This window comes from Lutispora thermophila DSM 19022, assembly GCF_900142105.1.
Classification (GTDB): Bacteria; Bacillota; Clostridia; order Lutisporales; family Lutisporaceae; genus Lutispora; species Lutispora thermophila.
On the sequence record NZ_FQZS01000026.1, the window covers coordinates 14,643 to 40,348 of the forward strand.

At 39.5% G+C, this 25,706-nt stretch carries 20 protein-coding genes, 1 pseudogene and 1 other annotated feature; all 21 genes and pseudogenes read right to left on the reverse strand.

Annotated features, from left to right (window positions below; genetic code table 11):
• Nucleotides 1-38 precede the first annotated feature (38 nt).
• Complete coding sequence (gene glmM / locus BUB48_RS14910; protein ID WP_073027186.1) at nt 39-1,388, reverse strand: phosphoglucosamine mutase; 1,350 nt, start codon at nt 1,386-1,388, stop codon at nt 39-41.
• Nucleotides 1,389-1,518: 130 nt separating this feature from the next.
• Nucleotides 1,519-3,210, reverse strand: coding sequence for an arginine--tRNA ligase (argS, locus tag BUB48_RS14915; protein ID WP_073027188.1), 1,692 nt, complete (start codon nt 3,208-3,210; stop codon nt 1,519-1,521).
• 54 nt (nt 3,211-3,264) lie between these two features.
• Nucleotides 3,265-3,448 (reverse strand) — a binding site (T-box leader).
• Between the two features lie 41 nt (nt 3,449-3,489).
• Nucleotides 3,490-4,806 (reverse strand): S-layer homology domain-containing protein, encoded by a 1,317-nt coding sequence (locus tag BUB48_RS14920; protein ID WP_073027190.1) that lies wholly within the window; start codon nt 4,804-4,806, stop codon nt 3,490-3,492.
• Between the two features lies 1 nt (nt 4,807).
• Complete coding sequence (locus BUB48_RS17805) at nt 4,808-5,089, reverse strand: hypothetical protein (protein WP_073027193.1); 282 nt, start codon at nt 5,087-5,089, stop codon at nt 4,808-4,810.
• Between the two features lie 126 nt (nt 5,090-5,215).
• Nucleotides 5,216-7,150, reverse strand: a complete 1,935-nt coding sequence (locus tag BUB48_RS14930; RefSeq protein WP_073027195.1) for a hypothetical protein — start codon at nt 7,148-7,150, stop codon at nt 5,216-5,218.
• On the reverse strand, nt 7,147-11,145 hold the full coding sequence (locus BUB48_RS14935; protein ID WP_073027197.1) for a hypothetical protein: 3,999 nt from the start codon (nt 11,143-11,145) through the stop codon (nt 7,147-7,149). The genes BUB48_RS14930 and BUB48_RS14935 overlap by 4 nt, the downstream gene beginning before the upstream one ends.
• Nucleotides 11,091-11,612: a hypothetical protein gene (locus BUB48_RS14940; RefSeq protein ID WP_073027199.1), complete on the reverse strand. Its 522-nt coding sequence runs from the start codon at nt 11,610-11,612 to the stop codon at nt 11,091-11,093. Before BUB48_RS14940 ends, BUB48_RS14935 begins: the two co-directional genes overlap by 55 nt.
• Before the next feature lie 153 nt (nt 11,613-11,765).
• Entirely contained in the window at nt 11,766-12,431 is a 666-nt protein-coding gene (locus BUB48_RS14945; protein WP_084524699.1) for a response regulator transcription factor, read from the reverse strand.
• Nucleotides 12,432-12,484: 53 nt separating this feature from the next.
• Nucleotides 12,485-13,693, reverse strand: coding sequence for a histidine kinase N-terminal 7TM domain-containing protein (locus BUB48_RS19295; RefSeq protein WP_073027203.1), 1,209 nt, complete (start codon nt 13,691-13,693; stop codon nt 12,485-12,487).
• 81 nt (nt 13,694-13,774) lie between these two features.
• Nucleotides 13,775-14,311 carry a 2-oxoacid:acceptor oxidoreductase family protein gene (locus BUB48_RS14955; protein ID WP_073027205.1) on the reverse strand — a complete coding sequence of 179 codons (537 nt, stop codon included), beginning with the start codon at nt 14,309-14,311 and terminating at the stop codon, nt 13,775-13,777.
• Nucleotides 14,312-15,058 carry a thiamine pyrophosphate-dependent enzyme gene (locus tag BUB48_RS14960; protein ID WP_073027207.1) on the reverse strand — a complete coding sequence of 249 codons (747 nt, stop codon included), beginning with the start codon at nt 15,056-15,058 and terminating at the stop codon, nt 14,312-14,314.
• Nucleotides 15,058-16,125, reverse strand: coding sequence for a 3-methyl-2-oxobutanoate dehydrogenase subunit VorB (locus BUB48_RS14965; protein WP_073027209.1), 1,068 nt, complete (start codon nt 16,123-16,125; stop codon nt 15,058-15,060). The genes BUB48_RS14960 and BUB48_RS14965 overlap by 1 nt, the downstream gene beginning before the upstream one ends.
• 19 nt (nt 16,126-16,144) lie before the next feature.
• Entirely contained in the window at nt 16,145-16,357 is a 213-nt protein-coding gene (locus BUB48_RS14970; RefSeq protein ID WP_073027211.1) for a 4Fe-4S dicluster domain-containing protein, read from the reverse strand.
• A 13-nt stretch (nt 16,358-16,370) separates the two neighbouring features.
• The gene (locus tag BUB48_RS14975; protein WP_073027213.1) at nt 16,371-17,048 is read right to left on the reverse strand and encodes an ATP-binding protein; all 678 of its coding nucleotides are present in this window, start codon (nt 17,046-17,048) and stop codon (nt 16,371-16,373) included.
• Between the two features lie 13 nt (nt 17,049-17,061).
• A complete protein-coding gene (gene buk, locus BUB48_RS14980) occupies nt 17,062-18,138 on the reverse strand; it encodes a butyrate kinase (protein ID WP_073027215.1) in 1,077 nt (358 codons plus the stop codon).
• A 35-nt stretch (nt 18,139-18,173) separates the two neighbouring features.
• Nucleotides 18,174-19,076 carry a phosphate butyryltransferase gene (ptb, locus tag BUB48_RS14985; protein ID WP_073027218.1) on the reverse strand — a complete coding sequence of 301 codons (903 nt, stop codon included), beginning with the start codon at nt 19,074-19,076 and terminating at the stop codon, nt 18,174-18,176.
• A gap of 3 nt (nt 19,077-19,079) precedes the next feature.
• Complete coding sequence (gene buk, locus BUB48_RS14990; protein ID WP_073027220.1) at nt 19,080-20,162, reverse strand: butyrate kinase; 1,083 nt, start codon at nt 20,160-20,162, stop codon at nt 19,080-19,082.
• A 179-nt stretch (nt 20,163-20,341) separates the two neighbouring features.
• A pseudogene (locus tag BUB48_RS14995) lies at nt 20,342-21,718 on the reverse strand (sigma-54 interaction domain-containing protein); the annotation flags it as partial.
• A gap of 38 nt (nt 21,719-21,756) precedes the next feature.
• A complete protein-coding gene (locus tag BUB48_RS15000) occupies nt 21,757-23,358 on the reverse strand; it encodes an NAD(P)/FAD-dependent oxidoreductase (RefSeq protein ID WP_073027224.1) in 1,602 nt (533 codons plus the stop codon).
• Complete coding sequence (locus BUB48_RS15005) at nt 23,321-24,574, reverse strand: CdaR family protein (protein ID WP_073027226.1); 1,254 nt, start codon at nt 24,572-24,574, stop codon at nt 23,321-23,323. Before BUB48_RS15005 ends, BUB48_RS15000 begins: the two co-directional genes overlap by 38 nt.
• Entirely contained in the window at nt 24,567-25,391 is an 825-nt protein-coding gene (gene cdaA, locus BUB48_RS15010; RefSeq protein WP_073027228.1) for a diadenylate cyclase CdaA, read from the reverse strand. The genes BUB48_RS15005 and cdaA overlap by 8 nt, the downstream gene beginning before the upstream one ends.
• Between the last annotated feature and the right edge of the window lie 315 nt (nt 25,392-25,706).

Below are 25,706 nucleotides of genomic sequence, written 5' to 3' on the forward strand. Positions count from 1 at the left end.
AACAAGGCTGAGATGTCTTCAGCCTCGTTGAAAAGATTTTATGAAAGCTTCTTCTCTATCAATGTAGCTAATTCTTCAGCCATCTTCTGAATATAGTCTTTGTCTTCTCCTTCAATCATGACCCTCACCAAGGGTTCTGTTCCTGAAGGCCTGATAACTACTCTACCTGAGTCTTTCATTTTAGCTTCTATATTTTTTATTGCAGATTTTATCTCCTCATCTTCCATGTACTTTGTCTTATACTCATTTTTTATTTTGGCATTAATGAGTACTTGTGGCATTTCTGTCATTATGCTTTTCAGTTCCGATAATTTTTTCCCCGTCTCTTTAATCACCGATAAAAGTTGAATACCTGTTAAAAGTCCATCGCCTGTTGTATTATGATCGAGGAAAATAATGTGGCCTGATTGCTCACCGCCTAGATTATAACCGTTTTTCACCATTTCCTCCAGCACATATCTGTCGCCTACTTTTGTCCTTATAATATTGCATTGTTCTTTTCTACAGGCTATTTCAAGGCCCATATTGCTCATTATAGTAGCAACTATGGTATCTTTTTTCAGCTTGCCCTTTGTTTTCATGTGCTTCCCTATGATTGCCATAACATGATCGCCATTGGCTATCTCGCCTTTTTCGTCAACTGCGATAAGCCTGTCTGCATCACCATCAAAAGCCAAGCCTACATCAGCACCTGTTTCCACTACAACTTGCTGAAGCTGCTGAGTATGGGTAGAGCCGCATTTGTTGTTTATGTTTATTCCATCAGGCTCGTTATTTATTGTTGTTATATCTGCTCCCAATTCTATCAGAGCCATTGGTGCTGCCATATAGGAAGCTCCATTGGCACAATCTAAAACAACCTTGAGTCCTTTAAAGTCAACATCTATGGTATTTTTCAAAAATTCCACATATGTATGGATAGAATCTTTAACTTCTGTTTTTTTGCCTATACCATCACCGATGGGATTAGGCAGCCTATCCATTCCTGTTTCTACAATTTCCTGAATTTTGTCTTCTATCTCATCAGGAAGCTTATATCCCTGACTGTCAAAAAACTTTATGCCATTGTATTCAAAAGGGTTGTGGGAGGCAGATATGACAACTCCCGCATCCAGCCCCATTTTTCTAGTAAGATAAGCTACTGCAGGTGTAGGCATAACACCAAGAATCACAGCCTCTCCCCCCATAGAGCATATTCCTGCCACCAATGCTGCTTCCAGCATATCGCCGGAGATTCTGGTATCCTTGCCAACGGCAATTCTTGGTCTGTGCCTTGTTTCCTGAGTCAATACATATGCACCGGCTCTTCCTAATTTATATGCCAGGTTAAAATCCAATTTAGCGTTTGCAATTCCTCTAACGCCATCAGTACCAAATAATCGACTCATTTCCTTTCTCCTTTCAAGCAATGACGCATTAATACAAATGGAATGGCTTTTAACCATTCCTTACAATAATATCATAAAGCCATTATTTGTTCAATTTGCCTTTCGAATCCCAGTGCCATATCATGTGATATTACATGCTTTCAGGGGTCTGTATTCCCAATAAGCCTAATCCTGTAGCCAATACATTTGTTACCGCCTTTGTCAGTGCTAGTCTTGCTTCCTTAACTTCCTTCTCTGCTGTCAAAATTGGATGGGTATTATAGAATTTATTAAAGGACTTTGCCAGTTCAGTAACATACCTGTTTATTACAAAAGGTTCATATCTGTCCGCTGCTTGCTTTACAACATCTTTGAAATTACCCAATAGCTTAACCAAACTGTATTCATCCTCAGTCTGTAAGTAAGATAAATCTGGGTTAACCTCTATATCCCCTGCTTTCTTCAGAATGCTTTTACCCCTTACATAGCTGTATTGGACATAGGGTCCTGATTCGCCGTCAAAGCTGAGCATATCTTCCCAGGAGAAAATTATATCCTTGTCCATGTTGTTCTTCAGGAAGGTGTATATTATGGCACCCATTCCTACCTTTTTAGCCACATCTTCCTTATTCTCCAAATTAGGGTTCTTTGTGTTTATTATTTCAAGAGTTTTTTCTACAGCTTCGTCCACAAGTTCCTTTGCAAATATTACATCGCCTTTTCTGGTGGATAATTTCCTGTCAGCAAATTTAACCAGTGAAGTGCCAATGTGAATACAGTTATCTGCCCAATCAAAGCCTGCCAGTTTAAGAGTGGAGAATACTTGTTTGAAATGCAGCGCTTGGGTGTTGCCTACAACATACATGCATTTGTAAAAATCATAGGTTCGCTTTCTGTATATGGCTGCGGCCAAATCTCTTGTGGCATATATGGTTGCTCCGTCTGATTTCAATATAATGCAAGGCGGAATGTTGAATTGTTCCAAATCCACTATCTGAGCTCCATTGCTTTCTTTAAGAAGATTTTTTTCCTTTAGTATCTGAACGACTTCCGGCATCTTGTCGCTGTAGAAGCTTTCACCTGCATAGGAGTCAAACTCTATGTTGAAATCATTGTATAATTTTTTGAACTCCTTAAGGCTCAACTCTCTGAATTTTTCCCAGAGCGCAACTGCTTCAGGTTCTCCATCTTCAAGCAGTTTAAAATAACGCCTTCCTTCTTCTTCCAAAGATGGATCTTTCTCTGCTTCCTCGTGGAATTTTACATATATCTTCATCAGTTCATTTATAGGGTCTTTTTCTATAACCTCATCATTACCCCATCTTTTGTATGCAGATATAAGTTTTCCAAATTGGGTACCATAATCACCTATATGATTCAGCTTTACTGTTTTGTATCCAAGATGTCTGAATATCTTCTCTATTGCATTTCCTGTTATGGTGTTCACCAGATGTCCTATATGGAAAGGCTTTGCAATATTTGGAGATGAAAATTCAACCAGCACAGTCTTGCCTTCTCCTTCTTGGGAACTTCCATATTTATCTCCCTGTTGTAATACTTGATTTATGGTTTGCTTTATGAATTCTCCCCTATTGACAAAGAAGTTGAGATATCCTCCGGCGGCTTCGGCTTTTTCCACTATATTGTCCTTTTCCACCTTTTCTGCTAAGTCCTTTGCAATCATGTTGGGAGCCTTTCTCATAACCTTTGCCAATTGAAAGCAAGGAAAGGCGTAATCCCCCATATTAGCATAAGGCGGTATTTCTATAAGATCCAATACCTTGTCTATCTCCATATCTGTCAAACTGCCTATTTTTTTCGCTATTTCCAATTTAAAATCCATATATAGTCCTCCTTTATGAAATAAATCGCCATATAATAAAAATCTCCGCCTCAGCTAAGAGACGGAGTATCCGCGGTACCACTCTAATTGGCATAAAATGCCCACTTTAATCCATAACGCCGGATAGCGCAATTGTCTCCTCAGCTCTTTTCCTCAAGCAGTGACTGTCCGACTCCCACTCTGTTCGGACTCGCTGAAGCCCTTTACATTGAGTACTTTTCTGATTCATAGATCTATATATAATATTATTTACTATTTTATTTAATTATATTGAAATAGTCAATAAGAATCATTTTGCATCCTAATATAATTATCAATAAGGGATACTACATCTGAACAATTCATGACTTCATTTGGCCTGAAGGTACCGTCTGGGAGGCCTTTCATTAGTTTTTTATTAACCAATTCATCTATATAGACTGCAGCCCATTCTGGTATCTCTTTTTTATTTGCAAAGGGTGCTTTAATATTTTTATTACTTGCTGTAAATCCCAATGCTATGGATACCATGACACCTGCTTCAGCCCTTGTTATAGTATCATTAGGCTTCATATATACTGCCTTGCCATTTATCCATCCCTTTTCATTGCAGTATTTCAGATATGACCTGATCCAGGCCAGTATTTCCTTATCGTCTGCAAAATTGGACAGGTCTACGTTATTATTTTCAAACTCATAACCACTGGCCAATGCCAGCATCTTCGAAAATTCTGCCCTGGCTACAGGTTTTTCAGGCTCGTATCTATAATCACCATCAGCATATTTGATTCCATTGACAATTCCATTGACAATTCCCTTATCAACCAGCCTGTACACTGCATCCTTAGCCCAATGGTTATCCAAGTCCGTCATAATAATCAATTGGCTGTTTTCCATTACTGCATATTTGCTAAAGTGAGATAGTCTAACAGTAATAGTTCCCTGGACTTCATCAACTATTCCTCCAACCAAATCCCAGAGTCCAGTTTTTTCATTATATACATATATGGCTAAGCGCTTAAAATCTTTTACTTTATTCTTATTGAAATATATGGTAAGTTCAACAGGTGATTTTAGTTTATATCCTTCCGGTATACTTATATCAAATATATTGCTGACAAAATCCTTTTTACCGCTCAACTGCCTGTATTTCATCAAATCTTCTATCTCATAAACTTCAAAATACCCATTTTGTACTTCCTCTTCACCAGTAAATCTTATTCTTATTTGACCTGGCAAGTTAATTTCTTCATTGGCTTTGAACTTCATATTTCTTCTTAACGAAGCACCTGTTCCCTTCGATTCCTTATTATCCCCTTCATTATTATATCTGCGATTATTTCCTCCTGTGCTGCCGTTATTACCTCCTCCGCTATTATCACCGCTCCCTGTATTTTCCTCTTGTGGAAGTAGATTTATTATTATGGCATCCTCGTAAACTTTGTCAGATGATACAGTGTACTTTGCATTTATTACGATTTCACCAGTTTTTCTTGCTGTCAACATTCCGTCTTCAGTTATTGTTGCTGCTCCTTCATCTCCATAGATTTCCCATTTTACTTTGTTCGGTGCCAGCAACAATTCACTATTGTCCATAGTCATTCCATATAACTTCAACTTAACACTTTCTCCTGTCCTGAGCTGCAATGTTTCTGGCATTATTGACAAGTACATAATTTTCACTAAAGCTGCCATCATCACCCACATTCACTTCGCTGCCATTAACATATAACCTGCTGCCAGCTGTAGTTAATCCAGATACCAATATGCTTCCGCTCTGTGTAATCTCATAGTTGTTTGGGCTTTGTACCATCAATTCGGGAGCTCTGTCATCATAATAGAACTCATATGACTTAGTGTTTTTATCTCCGTTAACTCCTGTGGCTTCAACCTCTATCAAGTTGCTGCCGTAAGCAAGATCCAGCTGGAAGCTGTAATCCCTTTTCTTTGTGTCATCAACCTTTTCACCGTTGACATAGAATATTGCATTTCCATTCTTATCAGATTGATATCTGCAATCTATATATCAAGCATTTGTGTAATATACATCGTTGCCATTTTCGTCCTTTTCCACATTTATATTACCGTCCCCTGCAGTGAAATCAACAGTAAACTCGGGTGGCTCAGGTTTTGGCAGATATATTTCATCTGAGAAGGAGGGTTTGCTTATATGCTCTATCTCCTCAGAACCAATCTTTAAGGTCCTTTTTATTGCATAGAGTGCAAACCTGTATGATCTGTCAGGAATCCATCCATACTCATTTCCTGAATCATCCAGCAATGTACCGCCAAAAATTGTCTCTCCTCTATCTCCTTCTATGCTTATCATGGTTTTGACATCCTTGTCAATTTTCCCATTTTCATCTACTGCATATATGCGATATTCATCTATTCTTGCTGCTTTATCCCATTGAGCCTTCATCATGCCGTTTCCTATGGCTTCGACCTTGAAATTGGTTGGTGTTGCAGATGATAATGCATCTACTATCTCAAAGGCATCTGAATACATCTCATCAAAGGAAAAACTGTCCTCAGGGCCGATTACACTCCTCTTTACCACACCGCGCACTTTATAGCCTCCCGTGGTTATTCCATCAGGAATATTCCATTCATAGGTACTCGGGTATCCATTCAAATTTGTAGCTATCTCTAATGCCATTGAGCTTCCATCGTCTTTCACCAGGTATAATTCAACATTGCTGCCATCGGTTACATTCAGATCCCAATCCACCTTTACCTTGTTTCCTTCCTGCTTTGCAGAAAGTGATTTAAACTCTGCCGGTTCCTTTGCATTATACAGAGTCATGGTCACTGCTTTATCCGACTTTATTGTACATGTACCAACCTTAGGTGAAACTATGGTCACAAACAGGCGTTTTTCTTCCATGCCGGAGCTGGAAACATCTGCAGGTATAACCTGGTTCATATAGTTTTCATCTTCAATTAATTCATATTCGTTTCCATCTGGATCTGTCACTGTAATCTCAGGTGTTTCATCAGAATCATACATCATTTCGATTATGGCTGATTCAACGCTGCTATTGATCTCTGGATTGTATGTGTATTCATCGGTACCCATTGCCAGTATCTTGCCTAAGCTGCCGTCATAGCAGACATAATAGGAATATGGTATGCTGCCCAGCTTTTCTATATTGGTGCCGTAGCTTATGGTCACATCTCTTCCATCTTCATCTTTGGTATTTACAATATAAATTCCTTTGCGATCTACAGGGCTTGCAGAGCCGATATCAAAGCTCACTTTTCCTCCCCATTCATATTCCACTCCAACGCCTATACCTAAAACTTTGATATGACCTGCTATTTTCTCGGTGGAAAATTCAGCTCTGTATCCTCCGACGGTTCTACCTCCTATAAGCCAGACATAATCAGGTATTTTCAATTCTGCATTGATGCTACCTTTTATTTCGTGCTTGCTTATACCTATATAGGCATCAGCTATTATTATATCCAATATGTTCAGATCTGCCTTTACATATCCGCCGCCGAAATCAAAATGTCCAGCAATATCTCCCACATCTATGAAATAGATATACCCGTCTCCTGTCATGTCTATGCCGGATATGCTAAGTATGGCTTCAATATCCCTAAGGCCTACTAAAATATATCCCTTAATTCTGGAATTATAGGTGAGGAGATCAACAATATCCGCCCTTACTGCGATACTGGAGCCCGTAGGCAGATTGCCATGGCGAAGGGAATCGATAAATGACTTCAGACCATATAATCCTCCCCCAACGCTCTCAAAGGCAAGTCCAGTACTGCCTATGGGCTTTGGTATCTTGCCGTATTTCCCTTCAAACTCAAAATAATCAGGGTACAGATAATTGTCAAAAGCCATTGTGGCATTAATTTCCTCAAGCATCAATTTGGGGCTTTCTGCCTGGGTCCTGAAACCATAGGCACCCTCTCTGGTATTTATGAAAAAGGTAATGTTTGTCATTTTCTTACTGGCATAATCCCTTTACTGAAAGCTTCCCAGCTTCCATCGAGGGCCGACTTCATGTATAGCTCTCCGTTGCCCATTATCCTGAAACTGTCGCCATTTTTGACTACAGACAATGGGCTGTCGCCATAGCCTTTATATAAGATACCATTATTTATGGCTATACCATCTCCGTAGACATCAAAACTCGTATCAGATATGCTTCTTATCTTGCCTCTTATAATAAGAACAGCGCTGTTTTTGTCAGCAGCACTAAGCTGAGATTCATTTTCATAAAGCACTGCCTTGTGGACTTTCTTACCTCCCGCATTTTCCTCCTTTATCGCCATTATGCCATAGTTTCTTGATTTATGCTTTGCATCCGTTGTGACAGTAATATATTGTCCCAAAGTATAGTCCAGCATATCATCCCTATGATTTATTGAAAGCTTGTAATTTCCATGTTTCAATCCGTTAGGCAGCTTTATGCGGATCTGATTGTCGTTGATTACAGCTATGTCATACTCAGCAATATATGTTGCAGTTCCTATGTTGGCATTTAAAAGGCTCATTTTATAGCTGGTTTTATCCTTAAGCCTTTCAAAGCGATAGCCTACGAGGTGAATGACGCTTTCTTCATCCTCATAGTAAAGATTGCGGGGTACAATATCTGTATAACCTATATCCGGGTCATTATTTTCAAAACCAGGAATTATTATAAATTTCTTAATGCTCTTTATCTCATTATCAAAAGACCTTATTCGTATCATATACTGCAATACTTTAAGGTTCTGAGTATTCAGCGCTTTTACCTTCCATGCGACAGCAGCCTTTTGTCCCACGGGTATGTTGTACAGGTAATAGCTGCTTACTTCTCCTTCTGCCAGCTCCAATCCAGCAGGAAGGATGAGTTCAGCGTTGATTCCTGCCAAATCTGCGGAGTTTCCCAGGCTGTTATCCTGCTCCATCAGAATATCAAAAGGATTGTTTTCATATATCCCACCATTGATATCGAGCTTGGAAGGTGCCATTACATTAACGCTGAAAGTGTCTCCACTGACACTGTCGGATATATTGCCCAAACCGTAATAGGTTTCAAAATGCAATACCTTGCCTGTCTCCAGTTCTTTTGGACCCCAGTATAGTGCAGCTGCCGAATCAGCGGTTTTAAAATCGTTCAGTGATGATCCTATATTCCTCTGGGGGTTTATTTCATAATCCCATTTGGTAGAAGACAACGAGCTCCAATGAGCAATGATCATGCTGTCTGGTTCTTTATTTCCCCAACCCTTTAAGAAGCCGTATGAAACAATCTTTGGCTTGTCCACAGAATCAGTGCATCTCCAGTACATGGGAATATTGCTTCCCTCGACCTTTGTTTCATATGAGATGTTCGTATTTCCATCAAGGGAAATACTGCAGCCATCGTTATCTCCAAGCATCATGTCCAGGAGAATCCTTGTCCCAATCATGGTGCTTTTGGTACCGTTGTTTGTTACTGTATAGCTAATTTTCACATTTCCAATTTCAAAGGTAATGTTTTTCCACTGAGACGCTGGTATTTCCCCTATTGCTTCATCCTCAAGCATTGCCATATATTCAGATAATATGGTTTTAAAGGTCTTGTTATCTGTTGTTTTCAGTTCTTCTATTTCCAACTTCAATGCTGTATCCAGCTTGTTTGTATATCCACTGGTGAAGCTGATGCTGCCTTCCGGCTTTGTCATGTCTATAATAAATTGTTCAGAGAAGCTTATGGTTTGTTCATTTCCCAATGTATCCTCCAGGTATATGTGCAGATACCATGTGCCTTCCATGACTTCACTGGTTACTTCACCTTCGCTGAAAGCAGCATCTATGTCCGTCCACTCAAAAGGTATTTCTTCCGGTGAAGATGTTATTCCATATCTGAATGCTGCTATATCTGTATACTTCTCCTCAAGATCTGAATAGGCAAATTTCATTATATTCGTGCTGAATGCCTTATCATATTCTACATCTACTGTTGGAGGGCTATTGTCAAAGCAGAATTCCACAGGCTTTCCATCCATAAAAACCATTTCATTCATGGAGTTCTCCAAATGATCCTTCGCATATACTCTGATATAATACCTGCCGCTTAAGCTGTCATTACCACCTATGATAACCCAGCCTTGCATTGTTGAAACCTCTGCAGGTATTTCTTCTCCGGTTTCAACATTTACCCATTTGACGGAGAAGAAGTTCTCATCCCATAGGTTTACATATGAAGTATCCTCTATTTGAATTACTACTCCCGGAAATACATATTCAGGCCAGAAATCAAGAGATACTTCATGCCTTTTTTTAAATACCTCCGGTTCACCCAGCTCAACAACCTCAATGGTGGGAGGATCAAAGTCATAGACAATGTAATACTCGTCTCCGCTCCAATTGTAATAACCATCATAAAATCTGGCTACCACCTTATAGAATCCTGAGCCTTCTATTTTATTAAGCATATCTGTTATTCTTGCACTCCCTGTAGTTCCGTCTGTGATGTCAATTTCCATGACACGCCACATGCCGTTATCCTTTATTCCTTCAGATATGTCAGGTTCTGTAACAGGCTCAAAATCCCAATAATCATCATTTCTTTTCAATATTGTATATAGAAACTTATTCTGCAAATCTTTGTCGTATATGGAGTAATGCAGCGTGTCAATGCCGTGGCCTATTTCTTCAGTAAGGCTTACAAATCCACGAGGCCCCTCATTGTCGAAATAAAAGGGTTTGCTGCTTACACCATGAGTGTCAGTACCGTTTATTGCCATTATATTAAGATAATAAATGCCTTCCAGAGGTGTATCAGTGCTTGTCCCCTCTACATAGTACTTGCCGTCTCCTGCCGGAAGTGCCACTTTATTCATACTATCTCCCTCTCTGTAGGGCTCTCTGGTCCAGGAGTATCTTACTTCTTCAATACCACTGTCCTGATCATCTACACTGAAGGAAACAGTACCGCTTTTGGTGAATAGTATGCCATCTTCTTCACTTATATCTACTGCTATCTCATTTTCTGTTCCCCTGTTATATATGCTCTTATCCCAGGTTATGGCAGGAGGTGATTCATCTTTCTGATTGACCTTGAAGTACTTACGGTCATTCCCGTATCTGGCTTCATCTGTAACATCGACCACCAGGGTGAATTTCTGATAAGGAGGAATATTGCTTCCATGGGGGATATCAATTTTCGCTGTATAGGTTGTATAGACATCATCTTTTACAGCTGTGTTGCTGATCATCATTGTCTTCGCCGGTACTTCAACGGTATTGCCGCCATTATCCACATATGTCCAATAATATGTCAGAATAACAGGTGACTGTTCAACTCCCCTGCTTTCCTCACGGACAACTATATCCACGCTGGTTCTGCCGTATTCATAAGACTCATATCTGTTTTGTGGAGTAATAATCATGGGAGAAGCGTTATCCACCCTTATTCGATATTTATCTATATTAGGCTTTTCAAAATAAACAGCATTATTTTCGGCTTTATCACGGACATATTTGTTGAAGGGGCCGGTTCCATCCGATTCATAATATAATTTAAGATAATTATCTTCTCCTTTCAATTTATGTGCACCAATAATACTGAAATTATGGGTGTCACTAAGGCCTGGTGAAATATATACATTAATCATAGAATCAATTACATTCTGAGCATTCAGCTTCAAATAGCTTCCATCCATTATCTCTACCGGTTCATTGAACTTTATAGTGCCAGAAATCCTGTCGGAAGGATTTATCCAGTTATCCAGATAACTGTCTGTACCTTCATCCTTCTTCAATGGCACCACATTACCGTACATATCCTCTATTTCAGTGATGGTAACCTCTTCAATATAAGGTGAAAATTCATCAGAAAGCCACAGCTTTATGTTATCAAGATACACATCCAGTATTTTTCCGTTTTTCCTTTCTGCGTATATGCTGAGTATCACTGAATCAGTGTTCTTGGGCAGTTTAATACCGGTTTTTGTATGTTTTTCCATTTTAAGGTGCCTGTTATTCCATTTGAGTTAGAATCAGAAATATATGTACCATTTTTATATGAGTCACTGTTATAAGCTAAAGCCACTCTGAACCAGTCGCCCTGACCATTCCAACCATAATAGTCTACAGAGTAATTAATGTACAGCTGTCCGAGGCTGTACAGTGTTTTTTGAAAATCGCTCAGAACAACCCTTCTTTCGGTTGTTTCATCGAATAATTCTCTGCTGTCGTCATCGCTGTTTCTGAAGTAATAAAAGTAACCTGGATTACCACTGGAAGGTCCATCGTTCAGGGATGAAGCCCTATCAATGTAATCCTCACCATTAGTCCATTTCCCAGGTGTACTTCCGTCATTTTCGAACAATAAAAAAGGATCATCTGCATATACTATAAATCCAGAAAAACAAAAATACATCATCACTATAAACATGAATGACAGCAGCTGCTTAATTTTTAACTTCTTCACCCTGATCCCTCCCATAAACGCTAATTATATCAAAGACCTTGTGCAATAGTCTTAAAATTCTGCATACTTACTTTAATAATACATTTCCTGACATTATACTACAATGTACTAAAGTACAGTCCTAAAAAAATACAGCCATATTATTGGCTGTATTTATGTTTTCTCAACAAGACCTATCCGGGCAGCATATGCAATCACCTGTGCCCTGTTTTCCAGGTGCAAAAGCTCAATTACTCTTCCCATATGATATTTCACTGTTCGCTCCGTAAGACCCAATGCATCTCCTACTTCTTTATAGGTTATTCCTTTTGATACCATTTCAAGTATTTCCAACTGTCTTTCTGTAAGTTGTATGACTTGGTCATTCTGCATGTGTTTCTGTGTAACAACTTCTTCATGGCTGATGTTGTTCTTAAACTCTTTTAAAAGCCTAGTAGCCAAATCTGATGAAACAGGAACCTCTCCTTTCTCAAGGTCATCCAGCATACCTACCAGTTCTCTGGCATTGGTATTTTTTAAAAGATATCCTGAAGCTCCATACTTTACAGCTTCGAAAATGTCTTCATCTTCACCAGATATGCTTAGCATCATGATCTTTATATCCGGCATTTCAGCCTTGATAAGCTTTAAAGCATCTATTCCACTGCACTCAGGCATCTTTATGTCCATCAAAATAATGTCTGGACTTAATGTTCGAGACAGCTCCAGTGCTTCCATTCCATTCTGTGCTGTGCCAGCCACCTCTATTCCATAGGTTTCAAGCAGGTACTTAAGTCCCTCCAAAAATAAAGGATGGTCATCTACAAGCATCAATCTCATTTTTATTACACCTCCTTCAAAGGCAAATAAAGGATGATTCTGCTGCCTTCTCCCTATGAAGATTGTATATCAAGTTGAGCACCTATTTCTGCCGCTCTTTCTCTCATTATGTTCAACCCAAATTTCTTATGGCTGTGGTATTCATATAAATTGCTGTCAAATCCTTTTCCATAATCCTCTATTATAATGCTCAACTCCTGAGCAGACATGGAAAACCATATGCTTGCCCCATCAGATTCAGCATGTTTTTCTGCATTATTCAAAGCTTCCTTTATGACGTTAATGATGTTAAGCCTTGTGATAGGTTCCAGTTTTTCTCCGGTGAATTCGCTGGGAATTTCCAACTTGACTTCTATACCTGTTTGCCTCTCAAACTTCATTATCTCCTTTTTCAACGCTGCAATAAAATCAATTTCCATAAAGGCAGCACTTCTGGCATTATGTATATACTCCCTTATTTCATTATGGGCTTCCTGAGTTACATTTACTAATTCATCGAGTTTTTCTGAAGCGACCTCGACCCCTTCATTTAAAAGCTCCTGCCTGATGCCTTGAGCCTGAAGGTTGATAAATCCCAGCACTTGGCTTAGATTATCATGCATATCCTTGGCCATCCTCTCCCTTTTTGCTGTTACAGCAAGCTCCCATTGCTGCTTTAATAATTCTTTCTCTGACTGCTTCTTATGGGTTATATCATATATGACTGCAAGCCTACCTATAACAATACCATCTTCACTGGACTCATGCCAGAAATATACAATATATTTGGTATGAAAATCAGGCCTAATCCCCAGAACAATGCAAATGCTTGCTTCCTGTATACTGAATTCTTGACAAGCACAGCTTTTGTAATAAGCATCCAAGCAGTAATATTCACAAAATGGGAATATACAGCATGAACAAAAAAACATGGGCCCATATTTTTTAGCGATGACTGGCAAGTCCCCGCTATGATTCATATGGATCCCATGTCTTATCAAACCATGCAGTTCATCTGTCCACACGAGTATTATTGTAATTGTAGGTATAACAAGAAGCCACCAAATCTTTTTATTTTTTACCAGTCCATCATATCCGGTGAATTCCATACATAATGTGAGAAGTGTTATTGGTGAAAAGCAGTATGCAAAATACTGGATGTTAGCCCAAAAAAGCTTGGTTTCCAAATCAACGGCTGCCATTTCGAGAGCATTGCCTGTAGACCATATGGTCACCAAAAATATGTTTATATAGGAATAGTCAACAGAAAGGATGCTATGCAACCAAAAAAGTAAATCCACCCCGGGATTGGAGGATGGATGATAGGGTTTATCCCAGGGTGGCTGGATATCAATTGAAACCTATTACTTTATGCAATCTGCTCCTCTTTTTAATGCTTCTTTGTTTAGAGGTATTATATCAGCATTTTTACCTGAAAAAACTTCTGCAATGTATTCCATGATTGTATCTTCTTTTGCTGCATTGGTAACCTTTATAAATGCTCCAAGCATTACCATGTTGGCAATTTTGCCTGTTCCAAGTTCATCTGCTATTTCATTTGCAGGAATATAATATACATTGATATCATCTCTTGTAGCTTTTCTGTCTATCAATGAGCTGTTTATCAATAGATGTCCACCAGGCAATACATCCTTCTCAAACTTATCCAGAGATGGTCTGTTCATAACTATTGCAGTTGTCGCTTCTGTAACTGTTGGGGCTCCAATGGGTTCATCGGAGATTATTACACTGCAATTTGCAGTACCTCCACGCATTTCTGGTCCATAGGATGGTAGCCATGACACATTCTTGCCTTCTTTTAAACCTGCTTCCGCAAGTATTTTTCCCATGGACATAACACCTTGACCTCCAAAGCCTGCCATTATAATCTGATGTGTCATCTATTTCACCTCCTCAGGAGTTCTGAAGTTCTGGATCGGATAATAAGGAATCATGTTTTCCTTCAACCACTTCAGAGCTTCAATTGGAGTCTTGCCCCAGTTGGTTGGGCATGTGGAAAGAACCTCTACCATAGTAAAGCCCAGACCTTTCATCTGTATTTCAAAGGCTTTCTTTATGGCCTTTTTAGCTTTAATAATATTTGGAACATCATGTACAGATACTCTCTCTATAAACACAGCCTTTGGTATTGTTGCCAACATTTCACTCATTCTTATGGGCATACCTGCATGGTCTGCATCTCTGCCTAAAGGAGCTGTTGTAGCCTTTTGGCCTACCAAAGTAGTAGGTGCCATCTGACCGCCGGTCATACCATATATAGCGTTATTGACAAATATTGTAGTTATTTTTTCTCCCCTCATGGCAGCATGGACAATCTCTGCAGTTCCTATGGAAGCTAAATCTCCATCTCCTTGATATGTGAATACTGCTGAGTCAGGATGTACTCTTTTTATTCCTGTTGCGCATGCGGGAGCTCTTCCGTGAGCTGCTTCCTGCATATCGCAGGAGAAATAATCATAGGCAAATACGGAGCATCCAACAGGAGCTACGCCTACTGCCTTATCCAAAAGTCCAAGTTCCTCCAGAGACTCTGCAACAAGCCTGTGGATTATACCGTGGGTGCAACCTGGACAATAATGAGTAGGTTTATCTGTTAAACCCTTGGTCTTTTCAAATACAACTGCCATTATTTCGCACCCCCTAATATCTTTTTAGCTTCTTCCACAATTGCCTTTGGTGTGGGTACCATTCCACCGGTTCTTCCGTAGAAGTATACAGGTTTCTTGCCTTTTACTGATAACTCTACATCTTCTACCATCTGTCCCATGCTCATTTCCACGCTTAAGAAAGCCTTAACGCTTGGCATCTCTGCAGCCTTCAAGAAATTAGCCTTGGGGAATGGCCATAGAGTGATGGGTCTTATAAGTCCTGCTTTGATTCCATCTTTTTCTAGAGCTTTTATTGCATTCTTAACTATTCTTGCTACTGTACCGTAAGCTGCAAATACTATTTCTGCTCCTTCAAGGTTGTATTCTTCTACCTTTATTTCGTTTTTCTCTATTTGTGCATATTTCTCAAAAATTTTCAGGTTGTGTTGTTCACATGCTGCTGGATCTATGAATAGGGAATTAATGATATTATGCTCTTTTCTGCCTCTCAAACCGGTTGTAGCCCAAGTTTTCTCAGGCAATTGTCTCCTTTTTACTTCCGTAAATTCAACAGGCTCCATCATCTGTCCAATCATACCGTCGCCCAGTATCATAACAGGGTTTCTGTATTGATCGGCTATATCAAAAGCCTCCTGAACCAGATTTACAGCCTCTTGAATAGAGTCTGGTGCCAATACCACTAGATGATAATCACCATGGCCTCCGCCTTTAGTTGCTTGGAAATAATCAGATTGGGCAGGTTGTATTCCTCCTAATCCTGGGCCCCCTCTAACAATATTTACTATTACGCAAGGCAATTCTGCTCCTGCTATATAGGTTATGCCTTCCTGTTTCAAGCTTATTCCAGGACTGGATGAAGATGTCATTACTCTTGCCCCTGCACCTGCTGCACCATAAACCATGTTTATGGCAGCTACTTCAGATTCAGCCTGTAAGAAGCAACCTCCTACTTGTGGAAGTCTTAAGGACATGTACTCAGGAATTTCATTTTGTGGCGTAATGGGATAACCGAAGAAAAATCTGCAGCCTGCTTTTATGGCAGCTTCAGCAATAGCTTCGTTTCCCTTCCATAGTTCTTTCGCCATTTATATCCCTCCTCACAAATTACAGTTTTTCTACTTTGATAACAACATCAGGACAAATCCTAGCGCATGAGCCGCATGCTATGCACTTATCCATCTCTTTAACTGTAGCTGGATGATAACCCTTGATATTGATTCTGTCCTTGTCCATTATAACTATTTTTGTAGGACATGCTGTTGTGCAAAGTTCACAGCCTTTGCATCTGTTTTCATCGAATGTAACCTTTCCTGCCATTTTCTAACCTCCTTTATTCCATTTCCCAGGGCTTTTTCATAAATATATCTATTGGAAATATCTCGCCAGAGATATTGTCGGGTAATTGGTCAATCAGTCCTTTATAAACCACTGTATATTTAAGCGGTAGCCCTAACTCTTCAGCCACCTGGAGACAGAGTTCCTGACCTTTAATTATATCCTCAACTCTCGTCTCTCCGCAGAGATGTGTATTGTTTACCAATGCAGTAATCTTTTGTCGCGAGCCTTGTTCTATGGACCTCAAGTATCTTATGGCACTATCTTTATCAGCTGTAAGTGGTCTGTTGGCATTCAGTACAAAAAACATATCGTATTCTTCCTTATCCAGTTTGTCATGGTAACGGCCTAAAGCTGTTGCTCCAACTTTATCACCGCCCACATCTATTACCGTCTCAAAGCTTTTGTCTTCGAGAACAGTGTTGATTTCCGGTGATAGTGCAGGCAAATCTCCAGATAATCCTTTTACCGATGATGAAATAACCTTTATGCCCATTTCCTGAAATTCAGGCTCCATCTGCCTGGACCTGAAGTATGGATTCACTATGTCCAAATCTACAATAGCAGTCTTATAACCTTCCCTAGCGAGTTTAAAAGTATAATTTACAGCAAATTCGGTTTTGCCACTGCCATAATGCCCAGTTATTATTCTAATTCTTTTATCTTTTTTCATAAAATCATCCTTATTATTTGTATTCCTTGGGCTCTTCCTCTTTCCTCAGGACTCTAAGGCCGCCTTCTGCCAATGCAATCATCTCATCTTCTCCAGGATAGATCAATACCTGTGAAATAAATTGAACCATTTCCTTAATCCATCCCACCAGCATATCATCATATGCTAGTCCTCCGGTTATGCATATTGCATCTACTTTTCCTTCAAGCACTGCAGCACAGGCTCCTATTTCCTTTCCAACCTGATAAGCCATGGCTCTGTAAATAAGCTCTGCATGCTTATCTCCTGCTTTAATCCTTCTTACAACTTCTCTTCCATCATTGGTGCCCAGGTGAGCAACCAAGCCACCTTTTCCAACTACTTTCTTCTTCATTTCGTCTATGGTATATTGGCCTGAATAGCACATTTTAATAAGTCCACCTACTGGAAGAGTTCCCGCTCTTTCTGGAGACATAGGTCCTTCTCCGTCCAGCGCATTATTAACATCGACAACTCTTCCCTTTCTATGGGCACCTACAGATATACCACCACCCAAATGGGCCACTATCAGATTTAGTTCATCGTATGCTTTGCCCATATCCTTTGCAGCTCTCTTTGCAACGGCTTTTTGATTGAGAGCATGTAGTATGCTTATCCTTTCTAATTCGGGCATACCTGATATTCTGGCTACATCATCCAATTCATCAACTACAACTGGATCCACTATATATGCCGGGATGTGAAGCTGAGATGCAATCTCATGAGCTATTATTCCTCCCAGATTGGATGCATGCTGCCCTCTCTTGCCTTCCCTTAAATCTTTAAGCATGGCTTCATTAACAATATAGGTACCGCTTTCAATGGGTTTCAGCAGCCCGCCTCTCCCTATTACTGCACTTAGCTTTGTTATATTGATGCCTTTAGCATTTAGTGTATCAAGAATAACATTTTTTCTGAATTCAAACTGGTCAATTATAGTAGCATATGGTGCCAACTCTTCATTGGAATGTCTTATTGTTTCCTCAAACACGGGCTTTTCGTTATCAAAAACAGCTATTTTTGTTGATGTTGACCCCGGATTGATGACCAGCAATCTATATATTTCCTGCATACAGCAATCCTCCTTTCATTCTATAAAACACTCAGTTAATTATTTGCCATCAAAACTCCTATTGCTATGGAGTTAAGTTTTGCTATATCACTGTCTGCTCTTGATGTGAGCACTATCGGAACTTTAGCTCCTACTACGATTCCTGCATTATTTGCTCTTGCAAAGAACACCATGGATTTATAAAGCATATTTCCAGCTTCAATCTGAGGTACCATCAGTATATCTGCATGTCCTGCTACAGGGTGGTCAATTCCTTTATGCTTTGCAGCCTCTACAGATACTGCATTATCCAATGCAAAAGGACCTCCTATTACGCATCCCTTTATTTCTCCTTTTTTATTCATTTCCACCAAAGCTTCTGCATCCAAAGTAGCCTGCATCTTGGGGTTGACCTTCTCAACGGCAGCCAACACAGCTACCTTTGGTTCCACGTTGCCCATGGCATGAGCCACTTTAACTGCATTTTCGATTATCTGCTTTTTCTGTTCAAGATTTGGTGCGATATTCATGGCTGCATCCGTAACTATGAAAAGTCTGTCATAACCATTCACTTCAAATATAGCTACATGAGAGAGTACATTACCTGTTCTCAAGCCAGCCTCTTCCGCCAATACAGCCTTTAATATTATGGCTGTATCTACGAGACCTTTCATAACTATATCTGCTTTTTTCTCGGATATGAGTCCCACGGCTTTTCTGCAAGCTTCAGCTTTGTCTCTTTCATCAATTACTGTAAATTTGGAAAGATCCACTCCACAACTTGCTGCAGCCTTTTCAATCTCTTCCTTGTCTCCAACCAGTATAGCATCAGCCAATCCCAAATTCTTAGCATTATTTACCGCATTCAATACATCTGCATCCTGAGCTACTGCAACAGCAATAGTCTTTGGTCCCTTCTCCTTTGCATATTTGACAATTTCATCAAAGGCTTTAATCATAATCTATTTCACCTCTTCTTCATATATTTTTGCCTGTTCCTCTCCTGAAAGAACTCTGGCTGCACCTTCAGCCAAGGCTAACATCTCGTCCTCTCCAGGATATATCTTAATGGGTGCTATAAACCCGACTCTTTTTTCTATTCTTTCACACAACAGCTTTGAGTAAGCTAAACCTCCTGTCAATACTACTGCCTCTACATCGCCGTGCAATACCGCAGCCATGGCTCCTATTTCTTTTGATATCTGGTAAGCCATAGCATCGAATATGAGGAAGGCTTTGCTATCTCCTTCGTCTATCATTTTTTGGACTTCTCTGGCGTCATTTGTGCCAAGATATGCTATTAATCCGCCTTTACCGGATATCTTTTTTTTCAATTCAGCATAAGTATATTTTCCTGAGTAGCACATTTTTATAATATCTCCCACAGGTAAAGTACCTGTCCTATCCGGTGAGAACGGTCCTCCATCGTTTGCATTGTTAACATCTATTATCCTGCCTTTTCTCAAAGGGGCAATTGATATGCCTCCTCCCAAATGAGCCATAACAAGATTCATATCTTCAAGGTTCTTGCCCATATCTTTTGCTGCCTTTCTGGCCACTGCTTTGATGTTCAGGGCATGGACCAATGACTTTCTTGGCAATTCAGGCATACCTGATATTCTAGCCACATCTTCGAACTCGTCTACAGCAACAGGATCCACAATAAAAGAGGGTATTCCTTGAGTATCAGCTATACTTTTAGCTATTATACCCCCCAGATTGGAAGCATGCTCTCCTTGAACTCCTATTTTCAAATCTTCTATCATGGCTTCGGTAACCTTATATGTACCGCTTGGCATTGATCTTAGTAGTCCCCCTCTTCCAACAACAGCAGCAAGGTTTTGTAGTTCTATTCCTTCTTCTTCTAGCCATTTAAGTATTATCGTTTTTCTGTAATCATACTGATCTGTCACTTTTTCGAAATGCTCCAATTCTTCCTTCGGATGTGAAAGATTTTTGCTTCTGACTGACATGCCATCTTTGAAAAGTGCAACTTTAGTGGATGTAGAACCGGGATTGATTGCAAGTATGTATTCTCTGCTCAAGCTTGAACCCCCCTGTAAAACTTTATTATATTCTTTTTTATATACTTGCAATATTCATGCCAACTTCATGGAAAAAGAAAAACCCTTTAATGAAGGGTTAGTTTATTAACAATCTCCATGTATGCATTTTTTTGCATGCAAACTATTGCAATACAAAATATCGTGCAATATTTTGCATATTACTTAATGTCGTACTTTTCCAGCTTATAATAAAGATTTCTCAGTGAAATATTAAGCAGCTTTGCTGCTTGAGTTTTGTTATTTTGACAAAGTTTTAAAACATGGATTATATATTGCCTCTCAACCCTTTCAGTCAGTTGATCCAGTGTCATGATTTTTTCTTGGGAAAAATCAGCTTCTGCTGTTATGTCTGTTTTTTGCTCTTCCAGTTCGAATATAGGCAAATGCCTTTTCTGTATAATCTTTTCTGTCATCTTCATGTTTATTATGGCTCTGCCTATTATGTTTTCCAGTTCTCTCACATTGCCGGGCCAGTCATACTCCATCAACTTATCCAGTGCTTCATCATCTATATCTTCGATGTTTCTTCCATATTCCTGATTATATTTTTTTATAAAAAACCTTGCAAGATATGGTATATCCCCTTTCCTTTTCTTTAGAGGCGGTATCTTTATGGGATACATGTTCAGCCTATAGTATAGATCCTTTCTAAATTTTCCTTGCATTATTGCATTTTCTATATCTACATTCGAAGCAGCGATGACCCTCACATCAATATTGATCGGCTTTATGCTTCCCACTTTCATGATTTCCTTCTCCTGTAGAACTCTAAGGAGCTTAGCTTGGGTCTCAACATTTATCTCAGTTATTTCGTCAAGAAAGATTGTACCTCCATTAGCCTCTTCAAAAAGTCCTTTCTTTCCTCCTTTTTTTGCTCCCGTAAAAGCTCCTTCCTCATATCCAAAGAGTTCAGATTCCAATAGGGATTGAGGTATTGCAGCGCAATTTACCCTTACGAACTGCCGGTATTTCCTCTCACTGGCATTGTGTATAGCATGGGCAAATATTTCTTTCCCTGTTCCGCTCTCTCCTGTGAGGAGCACTGTTACAGGAGTATCTGCTGCTTTTTTTGCCTTTTCTATGGCATTCAGCAGTTCAGGGTCCTTTCCTTCTATGTCATCAAATGTGTATTTTGCCTCCAGTTTTCTTATTATCTGCTTGGCTTGTCTCAGCTCTTCAGACAGCTTGTTCATCTCGGTAATATCATGAAGAACTCCTACGCTTCCTATGAGCTCTCCATCAACTATTATGGGAGCTGCATTCACCAATACCTCTTTTCTGTTGGGCCCAACCTTAAGAAGGGCTCCTTTTACAGGCTTCTTGGTAGCCAGAACTTTCATATGGACGCTTTCACCTTCTGCTATATCCACTGTAGCAAATTTCCCCAGCACATCCTTTTCAGAAAGACCCGTAATCTTTGTATAAGCAGGATTCACCATGATACCAATGCCGTTTTTATCTACTACAGATATGGCATCCTGAGTAGCATTGAAAACCGCTCCCAACATGCTCTGAACTTCCTTGAGGTTCTCCACTGTTATTGTCGTATCACGCATTTCATCACCCGCTTTCTTCAATTCAAGGGTTTATAGCGCTTAATTATTTCTTCAGCAACCTTTATTCCGTCCACCGCAGAACTTACTATTCCCCCTGCATAACCAGCACCTTCACCGGCAGGATAAAAGTTTTTCAAATTAAGGCTTTCCATATTCATCCCCCTAAGAAGCCTTATGGGAGAAGATGTCCTGGTTTCTATTGCAGTAAGTATTCCATCAGATTGGGCAAAGCCTTTTATTTTTTTGTCAAATCCTATTATCGCATCCTTCAATGCATCTGTTACATATTCCGGCAGGCATTTATTAAGTTGGGCCAGTTCTACACCCGGCTTATAGGTAGGTTTCACAATTCCAAAAGCTTTAGAAGGCCTATCCTCCAAAAAGTCACCGATGAGTTGTACAGGAGCCACATAACCTCCTCCCCCCAGCATGTAAGCCTTTTCCTCCCAATGCCTTTGAAAGGCAATGCCGGATAAGGGATGGTTGTTCCCAAAATCTCCAGGATGGATGGTTACTACTAAAGCACTGTTGGCATTCTGACCGGCTCTATCATGGTAACTCATACCATTAGTAACCAACCTCTCATCTTCTGAAGCTGCAGGAACCACATAACCTCCGGGGCACATGCAAAAGGAGTATACAGATCTGCCGGTTGCCTGACTTCTATGGGTGAGCATATAATCTGCTGCGCCCAGCTTTGGATGACCTGCATATTCTCCATATTGAGCCTTGTCTATCATTTCTTGCAAATGCTCTACTCTCACACCTATGGCAAGAGGCTTTGATTCCATAGAGAGCCCTTTGTTGAACAGCATTTCATATGTATCCCTTGCGCTATGCCCTATGGCTCCTATTACAGCGTTGCTGCTTATTTCTCCCACATCTTTGACATGAACACCTACAGTCTTACCATCCTTTACAATTATGTCATCAACAAAGTGGTTGAATCTAAACTCACCACCCAGGCTTTCTATGTGTCTTCGCATATTTTTTACCACATCTTTAAGAACATCTGTACCTATGTGTGGTTTATATTCATATAATATCTCCTTTGGCGCTCCAAATCGCACGAAGCTATCCAACACCAGCCTTATCCTTGGATCCTTTATTCTTGTGGTAAGCTTTCCGTCAGAAAAAGTTCCTGCTCCCCCTTCTCCAAACTGTATATTGGATTTAGGAGAAAAAAGCCCCTTGTCCATCAGGGCTTCAACATCTTTGGTACGTCTGTCCACATCCAAACCTCTTTCCAGAATAATAGGCCTATATCCTCTTTGCGAAAGCATAAGAGCGGCAAACAGACCAGCAGGACCGGAACCTATTATTACCGGCCTTCCATCAAGCTTTTCCGTTCCATGGGTTTCAACAACATACTCAAATTCCTTGTATTCCATCACATCCTTATTATTGATATATTTTTTATAATTCCTTATACCATATAGCTCAATGGACACGTTGTAAACAAAATATATATCCTTCTTCCTTGCATCTATTGATTTTCTTAATATTCTAAAGTCCCTGATGTTCTCCTTATCCAACTTAAGCTTTTTGCTTATAAGTTTTATAAGTTCCGTCTCAGGTTCATCAATGTGAAGCTTCAGATCCTTCATTTCTAGAAGCATCAGAGTTATCTACTCCTTTACTCTTTAGTGTGACATTAATGGAGCTAGGCTCCATATGCAGTATTTGAATTTCATCAGGCTTATTATACATTATACTTACTTCATGTAATCCTTCTGAAAAGCCCTCTACATCAACATAGAAAGAATTATTCGCATTCCATGCATTTACTACGCTTTCAGGTCCTTTTACAGTTAACTTCATTGCAATTTGCTGATGCTCCCCAATTAAATTTTCAGGCAGATTTCTTATTGCAATATTATTTATCTCTATAGTCTTTTCTATGATTTTCTCTATGTTTATGTTCAGCCTTATCTTTTCATTCCTGTTTGCCAGCTCAATACCTTCAGGCAATATTAGAGAAACCTGCTGATCCACAAAGGCTTTAGCATCTTTAAATTCTACTCTCTCGGTTTTTACAGAATCCAAACCATCTAATAATTCCTTTTTTCCCACAATATGAATTTCTCGTGGATTGGTGTATATATTGGTTATAATGTATCCCGCTGCCGGGGTCACGGTTACATCCGGTTCTATGTTAACAATCTTTGTATATTCAATGGGAATCTCTATATCTACCGTCTTTGGAGATACCTCCACGTTATTAACATCTTCGCCTTTTTCATTTAGGATTCTTACAGGGATATTTTTCTTGATTGTTGATGATGAACTGCTGATATCCAAATCTACTGCAACAGTTTTTACCTTATTCACCAAACTTTCAGCGCCTTTAATAGTCACTTCTCCCGGATCAATAGTTGGAGTCATGGCCGCCATCCCGTGAGCGGGATTGCCGGTAATGTTTATTACAACAGGCATTGTAACAGATACAACATTATCTATCCTCACCTTTATTGAGTTTGTAGACATGGAAGTTATATCTACACCTGCAGGCACTCCACTTATTTGAATAGGTACCTGATATTCGCCCTTTTCTTTATAATCTCGCAGGTCTGCTGTAGCATTGATAGAGGTGTTGTTAATTCTATCCAATGTATTTTTATTCCCTTTAAGTTTCATAGAAACACTATAGGCAGTTTTATCCAGCAAGGTAACATTATTTGCTCCCAGAGTTTCAACTCCTATAAGCCTTACAGGAAGGGTGATATCTTTGTATACCACAGGATTCTGATCTGTTATGACATAAAGCCAAAGCATTGTAGCCAATAACACAGACAATATCTTATAGGTAATATTCTTATTTAAGATGTTATTCATTTTTTACACCCCATTTCGTCCAGACGGGCTGCTTCTTAGATTCAACCTTTATATAGTGATTCTTAAGTATTTCTCTAAGAGACTTGGTATCTAGATATCTTGACAATTTACCTTCTCTGGCAAATGATATGACTCCCGTCTCTTCAGACACTATTACGACAAGGCTATCAGATATTTCCGTGAGGCCCAATGCAGCTCTGTGTCTTGTACCTATCTGCTTGCTAAGGTTCTGGCTTTCAGTGAGAGGTAGAAAGCAACCAGCAGCGGCTATTCTATTCTTTCTTATAATTACTGCACCATCATGGAGTGGTGTATTTGGTTCGAATATGTTTATAAGAAGGCCGGAAGAAATGATTCCATCAATTCTTACACCGGTCTCAATATATTCATTTAGGCCTGTCTCCTGTTCCAAAGCTATTATGGCACCTGTTCTGTTCTTTGAAAGCTCACTTACTGCTTGTATTATTTCATCCAGCATTGTTTCAAGTTCTTCTACCTGAAGTTCATTTTTGGTAAAGAATTTTCCTCTTCCTATATGTTCCAGAGCCCTTCTAAGTTCAGGCTGAAATATAATTATTATGGCAATAGCTCCAACCGTCATGGCATTTTTAAGCAACCAGTAGATGGTGTGAAGCTGCATAACATCACTTAATTTAGTAACAACAAGCAAAATAATAATTCCTTTTACCAACTGCTCTGCTCTGGTCTCTTTTATAAGCTGCATAAACTTATATATGATATAAGCTACTATAGCTATATCTAAGTATGTGCTCCATAGCTTCAGGTAGGGCAGCAACTCTTTTAATTCGTCCATAATATCACCTCTCCTGTTGTGCAATATTTTTCATATTAATTATACACCAATCGTAGTAGAAAGTTACATATATTATTTCAAAATGAATAATATTTCCTATATTGCGAAGCCTTCCTGTAGAAACATTTATGATGAAACCTTTTGTGAAATAACTTAACTGAAAGTATAGACGTTTCTATATATAAATTAGCTTCAATAATCGAGTAGGAGGTAGGTGATTATTTCACCTACCGACCTCTCACACCACCGTACGTACCGTTCGGTATACGGCGGTTCAATAGAATTTATTGTACTAGCATATACCTTTTATAGATACTT

Excerpts from the sequence above, each read along its gene's own strand:
- glmM (WP_073027186.1), bottom strand. The coding sequence starts at position 1,388 with ATGAGTCGATTATTTGGTACTGATGGCGTTAGAGGAATTGCAAACGCT.
- argS (WP_073027188.1), bottom strand. The coding sequence starts at position 3,210 with ATGGATTTTAAATTGGAAATAGCGAAAAAAATAGGCAGTTTGACAGAT.
- BUB48_RS14930 (WP_073027195.1), bottom strand. The coding sequence starts at position 7,150 with ATGACAAACATTACCTTTTTCATAAATACCAGAGAGGGTGCCTATGGT.
- BUB48_RS14935 (WP_073027197.1), bottom strand. The coding sequence starts at position 11,145 with ATGGAAAAACATACAAAAACCGGTATTAAACTGCCCAAGAACACTGAT.
- BUB48_RS14945 (WP_084524699.1), bottom strand. The coding sequence starts at position 12,431 with ATGAGATTGATGCTTGTAGATGACCATCCTTTATTTTTGGAGGGACTT.
- BUB48_RS14955 (WP_073027205.1), bottom strand. The coding sequence starts at position 14,311 with ATGACACATCAGATTATAATGGCAGGCTTTGGAGGTCAAGGTGTTATG.
- BUB48_RS14960 (WP_073027207.1), bottom strand. The coding sequence starts at position 15,058 with ATGGCAGTTGTATTTGAAAAGACCAAGGGTTTAACAGATAAACCTACT.
- BUB48_RS14965 (WP_073027209.1), bottom strand. The coding sequence starts at position 16,125 with ATGGCGAAAGAACTATGGAAGGGAAACGAAGCTATTGCTGAAGCTGCC.
- BUB48_RS14970 (WP_073027211.1), bottom strand. The coding sequence starts at position 16,357 with ATGGCAGGAAAGGTTACATTCGATGAAAACAGATGCAAAGGCTGTGAA.
- BUB48_RS14975 (WP_073027213.1), bottom strand. The coding sequence starts at position 17,048 with ATGAAAAAAGATAAAAGAATTAGAATAATAACTGGGCATTATGGCAGT.
- buk (WP_073027215.1), bottom strand. The coding sequence starts at position 18,138 with ATGCAGGAAATATATAGATTGCTGGTCATCAATCCGGGGTCAACATCA.
- ptb (WP_073027218.1), bottom strand. The coding sequence starts at position 19,076 with ATGATTAAAGCCTTTGATGAAATTGTCAAATATGCAAAGGAGAAGGGA.
- BUB48_RS15000 (WP_073027224.1), bottom strand. The coding sequence starts at position 23,358 with ATGCTTCTAGAAATGAAGGATCTGAAGCTTCACATTGATGAACCTGAG.
- BUB48_RS15005 (WP_073027226.1), bottom strand. The coding sequence starts at position 24,574 with ATGAATAACATCTTAAATAAGAATATTACCTATAAGATATTGTCTGTG.